The organism is Streptomyces adustus (genome assembly GCF_009377175.1).
In the GTDB taxonomy this organism is placed as follows: domain Bacteria; phylum Actinomycetota; class Actinomycetes; order Streptomycetales; family Streptomycetaceae; genus Streptomyces; species Streptomyces adustus.
Genome location: NZ_VJZD01000365.1, coordinates 1 through 6750 on the forward strand (window position 1 = coordinate 1; position 6750 = coordinate 6750).

At 75.6% G+C, this 6750-nt stretch carries 6 protein-coding genes; all 6 read left to right on the forward strand.

Annotated elements, in window-relative coordinates; all coding sequences use genetic code 11:
• A partial coding sequence (locus FNH09_RS43260) for an ADP-ribosylglycohydrolase family protein (RefSeq protein ID WP_238427441.1) occupies nucleotides 1-1114 on the forward strand: 1114 nt, incomplete at its 5' end.
• 8 nt (nucleotides 1115-1122) lie between these two features.
• Nucleotides 1123-2298, forward strand: a complete 1176-nt coding sequence (locus FNH09_RS43265) for an ADP-ribosylglycohydrolase family protein (protein WP_152895353.1) — start codon at nucleotides 1123-1125, stop codon at nucleotides 2296-2298.
• Nucleotides 2286-3683 (forward strand): ADP-ribosylglycohydrolase family protein, encoded by a 1398-nt coding sequence (locus FNH09_RS43270; RefSeq protein WP_162469972.1) that lies wholly within the window; start codon nucleotides 2286-2288, stop codon nucleotides 3681-3683. The genes FNH09_RS43265 and FNH09_RS43270 overlap by 13 nt, the downstream gene beginning before the upstream one ends.
• Nucleotides 3680-4573 (forward strand): ribokinase, encoded by an 894-nt coding sequence (gene rbsK, locus FNH09_RS43275; RefSeq protein ID WP_152895354.1) that lies wholly within the window; start codon nucleotides 3680-3682, stop codon nucleotides 4571-4573. Before FNH09_RS43270 ends, rbsK begins: the two co-directional genes overlap by 4 nt.
• Nucleotides 4570-5859, forward strand: a complete 1290-nt coding sequence (locus FNH09_RS43280; RefSeq protein WP_238427442.1) for a CaiB/BaiF CoA transferase family protein — start codon at nucleotides 4570-4572, stop codon at nucleotides 5857-5859. The genes rbsK and FNH09_RS43280 overlap by 4 nt, the downstream gene beginning before the upstream one ends.
• Nucleotides 5856-6686 carry an HpcH/HpaI aldolase/citrate lyase family protein gene (locus FNH09_RS43285; RefSeq protein WP_152895355.1) on the forward strand — a complete coding sequence of 277 codons (831 nt, stop codon included), beginning with the start codon at nucleotides 5856-5858 and terminating at the stop codon, nucleotides 6684-6686. Before FNH09_RS43280 ends, FNH09_RS43285 begins: the two co-directional genes overlap by 4 nt.
• Nucleotides 6687-6750: the final 64 nt, after the last annotated feature.

Here is a 6750-nt window from a genome sequence, read left to right on the forward strand (position 1 = left end):
AGCCGGCCGCGTCGAGGGTCTGCTGCTCGGCCTCGCCGCCGGGGACGCGGCCGGCTGGCCCGCCGCCCGGCACCGCGCGGCCCGGATGCCGGAGTGGACCCGTCGGCTCACCCGCGAACTGGACACCTTCGCGGAGCAGAACGCGACGACCACGCTCCCCGTCCCCATCGCCCTCAACCAGCCCCCGGAGCCACTGCGCCTGGGCCCCTCGGACGACGCGGAGTGGGCGGCGTTCGCGGCCGAGGCCGTACTGCGGGCCGGCGACGACAGCGTGCTCGGCGACCTCGGCCGGGAGCGCCGCACCCGGGCCGCCATCGACCTGACCTGGAACGCCGTGGCGAGCGAGGTCGCGGCGGCGGCCGACCGGGCCCCGGAGATCGAGTCGGCGGTCCTCCCCCTGCGCGCCCGTATCTCCGTACGGGCCGGACTCGGCAACCTCGCCGCCGGACTGCGCCCGCCCGCCACCGGCCACGACAATCCGCACTACTTCGACGACGCGGCCTGCGTACGGGCCTGTGTGCTCGCCGTGGCCCATCCGGGCGACGCCCGGCTCGCCGCCGAACTGGCCGAGTTCGACGCCCGCTACACCCAGGACGGCGACGGCGTGCACGGCGCCCGCGCGATGGCCGCGGCCCTCTCCCTGGCCCTCACCGGCGCGGGGGTGGAGACCTGCGTGGCCGCGGCGCTGGCCGAGCTGCCCGAGGAGACGGAGATCGGCCGCAACGCCCGGCACGCGCTCCGGCTCGCCCGCGAGGCCGACAGCGCCTTCGCCGTCGTACCCCTCCTCGAACACCAGATCGTCGATCACGTCTACAGCTACGGCATCGCCGCCGCGGAGACCGTCCCGGTCGCCCTGGCCCTGGCCGTCGCCGCGCACGGCCGGATCGCGGAGGCGGTCCCCGCCGCGGCCTGCCTGTCCCGGGTCGCGGACTCGGCCCCGGCCCTGGTCGGCGCCCTGACCGGCGCCCTCGGCGGCGGCGCCGCGATCCCCGCGTCCTGGCGCGCCACCTGCCGCACCCTCTCCGGCTGCGCACTGCCCCGGCTCACCGACACGGACCTGGTGGAACTCGCCGAACTCCTGGAAGCCACGCAACCGGCCGCACCAGGAGGATGATTCGGGGCATGACGCCCAAAGGAGAAGAAAGTCACGCGGCGCCCCTCGACGAGCGGATCACCGCGGCCCTCGTCGGGGCGGCCGTCGGCGACGCCCTCGGCGGCCCCGTCGAGGGCTACTCCCCAGACCAGATCCTCGAACGCCACGGCGGCCGCGTGTACGGCGTCGTCGGCCCCTGGAACGGCGACGCCTGGCGCACCGCCCGCCCCATCGCCCCGTACCACAAGGGCGACGGACACGTCACCGACGACACCCTGATGACCCATGCGCTGGTCCGGGTCTACGCCGCGGTCCGCGACCACCTGGACGCGTACGCGATCACGGACCGCCTGGTGCCGGACCTGATGACCCAACCCCGCTGGATCCCGGAGCTGGAGGCGGAGGCCCTCCCCCTGCAACGGGTGTTCCTGGCGGAGAAGTGGCTGGTGGCCCGCCTCCACTACGGCCATGTCGACCCGCGCGAGGCGGGCGTCGGCAACATCGTCAACTGCGGCGCGGCGATGTACATGGCCCCGGTCGGCCTGGTCAACGCGGCCAACCCGGCGGCCGCGTACCAGGAGGCACTGGACATCGCCGGCGCGCACCAGTCGTCGTACGGCCGGGAGGCGGCCGGTGTCTTCGCGGCGGCCGTCGCCGCGGCGGCCGCCCCCGGCGCGACTCCCGACTCGGTCGTGGCCGCCTGTCTGTCCCTGGCGAAGGACGGCACGCGCGCGGCGATCGAGGCGGTCTGCGAGACGGCCGCCCGGTACACGGAGTTCGAGTCGGCGCTCGGCCCGCTGCGCGCGGCGGTGGCCCCGTTCGACACCGTGGGCCCCGACTACCGCGCCCCGTCGCTGGCCGCCCGCCGCCCGTCCCGGCTGCACGCGATCGAGGAACTCCCCGTCGCCCTGGGCATGGTGGTGCTGTCGGCGGGCGACTACCGGACGGCGGTGCTCGGTTCGGTGAACTACGGACGCGACTGCGACTCGATCGCGACGATGGCGGGCGCGGTGGTGGGCGCGCTGGGCTCACCGGTGCCGGAGGACTGGGCGAAGACGGTCGCCGAGGCCAGCCGGCTGGACCTGTGGGAGCCGGGCCGTACGCTCACCGAGGTGACCCGGGAGATCTTCGAGCGGGACGTCCGCCGACGCCGCGCCCACGAGGCGGCCTTCTGCGAGATCGGGGGCCCGAGGTGCTCCGGCTGACCTGGGTGCAGCCGGAGGACCTGGTGGGGCACGAGCTCCGGCAGGCGGCCCAGGACGGACGGGAGGCCTCGGCGATCGCGGCCCGGTGGCGGGCGGCGGGCGGCCACCCCGCGCCGATGCGGGCGGGGGCGTCGGCGGATCCCGCCTCGCGCTGGCTGCGCCAGCTGGCGGAGGACCTGCTGGACGAACTCGCCGACCTGCCCGGCAGGTTGACGGACGAGGAACCGACGGACCTGGCCGGGATCAGGGCGAGCTGCCCCGACTGGCCCGCGCCGCCCCCGCGCGGCAGCCGCCCGGCCCCGGACGGCCCGCTGCGGCTGGAGGCCGCCTGGCTGGGCCGAGCGGCCGGCTGCCTGCTGGGCAAGCCCGTCGAGAAACTCCCCCTGCCCGCCATCCGCAACCTCGCCAGGTCCACCGGCAACTGGCCGCTGAACAGCTGGTTCACGGCCAAGGGCGTCCCCGGCGAACTGCTGCGCGCCCACCCCTGGAACCGCCGCTCGGCCCCCACCTCGCTGGCCGAGAACATCGACGGCATGCCTGAGGACGACGACCTCAACTACCCGCTGCTCAACCTCTTGTTGCTGCAACGCCACAGCAGGTCCTTCAGCACCGTCGACGTCGCCACCGTCTGGCTGGACGAGCTCCCCGCGGGCCGCACCTTCACCGCCGAACGACTGGCCTACCGCAACCTCCTGGCAGGTCTCGTCCCGCCGCACACCGCCAGGCACCGCAACCCCTTCCGCGAATGGATCGGCGCCCTGATCCGCGCCGACGTCCACGGCTGGACCAACCCCGGCGACCCCGGGGCGGCCGCCGAGCAGGCCCACCGCGACGCCACCCTCACCCACACCGCCAACGGCGTCTACGCGGCGATGTTCACGGCGGCCGTCATCGCGACCGCCTTCGGCGACGCCTGCGTGGGTGGCGGTACGAGCAGCGGAGACATCCATGCCTGCCTGCGGACGGGGCTGACGGTGGTCCCGCCCCGCTCCCGGCTGGCCCGTGCCGTCACCCACGCCATCGAACTGGCCCGGGAACAGCCGGACTTCGACACGGTCGTCGACGAACTCCACGCCCGTTACTCGGCCACCCACCACTGGGTCCACGCGATCCCCAACACGGCGCTCGTCGCCGCCGCCCTCACCCACGCGGACGGCGACTTCACCGGCTCCATCTGCCGTGCCGTCTCGGGCGGTTGGGACACCGACTCCAACGGGGCCACCGCCGGCAGCATCGCCGGCCTCCTCGCCGGCACGCCCGCCGCGCTGCCCGACCGCTGGACCACCCCCCTGAAGAACCGCCTCTCCACCTCCGTCGGCGACTTCGACGGCACCGGCTTCGACACCCTGGCCCACCTCACCCTCGTGGAGGCATCTCGCCCATGACCCGAATCGTCGTGCTCGGCAGCACGAACATGGACCTCGTCGCCTATGTCGAGAAGGCCCCGCAGCGCGGGGAGACCGTGACGGGACGGGAGTTCCGTACGATCCCCGGCGGCAAGGGCGCCAACCAGGCCATCGCCGCCGCCCGCGCCGGGGCCGGCGTCGCGATGATCGGCGCGGTCGGCAACGACTCCTTCGGCACCCGGCTGCGCTCCACCCTGGAGGACTCCCGCGTCGACACCGGCCTGCTGCGGACCGCCGAGGGCCCCTCCGGCACCGCGCACATCGTCGTGGACGACGAGGGCGGCAACGCGATCGTCGTGGTACCCGGCGCGAACGGCACCGTGGACCACCTCACCCCGGCCGACGACCACCTCGTCGCCTCCGCCGACGCCCTGCTGCTCCAGCTGGAGATCCCGCTGCGGGCCGTCGTCGCCGGAGCGCGCGCCGCCCGTGCCCACCGCGTCCGTACGATCCTCACGCCCGCCCCCGTCCAGCCGCTCCCGCCCGACCTGCTCGCCGCCGTCGACCTGCTGGTCCCCAACGAGCACGAGGCCGCCGCCCTCACCGGCCGCACCGACCCGCGCGAGGCGGCGCTCGCCCTGCTCGACCAGGTGCCGGAGGTGGTCGTCACCTTGGGCGCCGCGGGCAGCCTGTACGCGGCCCGGGGCGCCGAACCGCTCACCGTCCCGGCGCCCCGGGTGAGTGCCGTGGACACCACCGGGGCGGGCGACACCTTCGTCGGCGCGCTGGCGGTGGCCCTCGGCGAGGGCCGGCCCGTGCGGGAGGCCCTGACCTGGGCCGCCGCGGCGGCCGCGCTGTCCGTGCAGCGGGAAGGGGCGTCGGCGTCGATGCCGTACCGCTCCGAGATCGAGGCACGGTACACCGCATGACCGACGCCCCGGCCTCCGGCGGCCCGCACACCGACTCCCCCGGCACCGGCACCGCGCGCACGGGCGCCCCCGGCACCCCGCGTCCGGCCGTGCCGCGCACCGATCCCCCGCTGACCGGTCTGCGCGTCCTCGATCTCGCGACCCTCTTCGCCGGCCCGCTGGCCGCCACCATGCTCGGCGACTTCGGCGCCGAGGTCGTCAAGGTCGAGCACCCGACCAGACCCGACCCGTCCCGGGGGCACGGCCCGTCGAAGGACGGCGTCGGGCTGTGGTGGAAGCTGCTCGCCCGCAACAAGCGCACGATCACCCTCGACCTGTCGAAGCCCGGCGGCCGCGCGACCCTGCTCCGGCTCGCCGCCACGGCCGACGTGATCATCGAGAACTTCCGCCCCGGCACCCTGGAGAAGTGGGATCTTGGCTGGGAGGAGCTGTCCGCGGCCAACCCCCGCCTGGTCCTCACCCGGGTCACCGGCTTCGGGCAGTTCGGCCCGTACGCGCACCGGCCCGGCTTCGGCACCCTCGCCGAGGCGATGAGCGGCTTCGCCGCGATCACCGGCGAACCGGACGCGCCCCCCACCCTGCCCCCGTTCGGTCTGGCCGACTCCATCGCCGGCCTGGCCACCGCGTACGCCGTGATGACGGCGCTGGCCGCCCGGGACCGTACCGGCCGGGGGCAGGTCGTCGACATGGCGATCATCGAGCCGATCCTGACCGTCCTCGGCCCGCAGCCCCTCTGGTACGACCAGCTCGGCCACGTCCAGCCGCGCACCGGCAACCGCTCCCAGAACAACGCCCCGCGCGGCACCTACCGCACGGCCGACGGCGGCTGGGTCGCCGTCTCCACCTCCGCCCAGTCGGTCGCGGAGCGGCTGATGCACCTGGTCGGCCGCCCCGAGCTGATCGACGAGCCGTGGTTCGCCACCGGAGCCGAGCGGGCCCGGCACACCGACGTCCTCGACGCGGCGGTCGGCTCCTGGATCGCCGAGCGCTCCCGGGAGGAGGTGCTGCTGGCCTTCGACAAGGCGGAGGCCGCGGTCGCCCCGATCCAGGACGTGCGCGAGGTGATGACCGACCCCCAGTACGCGGCCCTCGGCACGATCACCACCGTCGACGACCCCGAGCTGGGTCCGCTGCGCATGCAGAACGTCCTCTTCCGGCTCTCCGCCACCCCCGGCGCGATCCGCTGGGCGGGCCGGCCGCACGGTGCGGACACCGACGCGGTGCTGACCGAGCTGGGCCTGGGCCCGGCCCGGCTGGCCGAGCTGAGGGCGGAGGGCGCCGTATGACAGAGACCCCGCTGACCTGGCTGTACGTCCCCGGGGACCGCCCCGCGGTGGTCGCCAAGGCGCTCGTCTGCGGCGCCGACGTCGTGGTGGTCGACCTGGAGGACGCGGTCGCCCCCGACCGCAAGGAGTACGCCCGCGCGGCCACCGCCGAGCTGCTCTCCCAGCCGCAGCAGGTCCCCGTCCAGGTCCGGGTCAACGCCCTGGACGGGCCGCTGGTCGCGGCCGACCTGCACGCCGTGGCCGCCCTGCCGGGGGTGTCCGGTCTGCGCCTGCCGAAGGTGACCTCGCCGGAGCAGATCACTGGCATCGCCGCCCGCACGCACGCCCCGGGCACCGGCACCCCGCCCCTGCACGCCCTCCTGGAGACGGCCCTGGGCATCGAGCACGCCCACGCCATCGCCCGCGCCCACCCGGCGCTGCGGGGCATCTCGCTGGGCGAGTCGGACCTGAGGGCCGATCTGGGCGTGCCCGGTGACACGGGCCTGGACTGGTCCCGCTCCCGGGTGGTCGTCGCCGCGCGGGCGGCGGGCCTGCCGCCTCCGGCCCAGTCGGTGTACCCGGACATCCGGGACCTGGACGGCCTGGCCGCGACCTGTGCACACGGCAGGGCGCTCGGCTTCCTGGGGCGCGCGGCCATCCACCCCCGCCAGCTCCCGGTCATCGAGCGCGCCTATCTGCCCACCGCCGAGGAGATCGAACAGGCGGAGGCGGTGGTGAAGGCGGCGGCCCGGGAGCAGGGCGCGCAGGCGCTGCCGGACGGGAGGTTCGTCGACACGGCGGTGGTGGCGACGGCCCAGCGGACGCTGTTGCTGGCGCTGCGCCGCTGAACCCCGCCGCGCCGCGGGAACGAGGGGAACACGAGAGGGCGCCCCGGGCCGTGCGGCCCGGGGC

Excerpts from the sequence above, each read along its gene's own strand:
- FNH09_RS43265 (WP_152895353.1), top strand. The coding sequence starts at position 1,123 with ATGACGCCCAAAGGAGAAGAAAGTCACGCGGCGCCCCTCGACGAGCGG.
- rbsK (WP_152895354.1), top strand. The coding sequence starts at position 3,680 with ATGACCCGAATCGTCGTGCTCGGCAGCACGAACATGGACCTCGTCGCC.
- FNH09_RS43280 (WP_238427442.1), top strand. The coding sequence starts at position 4,570 with ATGACCGACGCCCCGGCCTCCGGCGGCCCGCACACCGACTCCCCCGGC.
- FNH09_RS43285 (WP_152895355.1), top strand. The coding sequence starts at position 5,856 with ATGACAGAGACCCCGCTGACCTGGCTGTACGTCCCCGGGGACCGCCCC.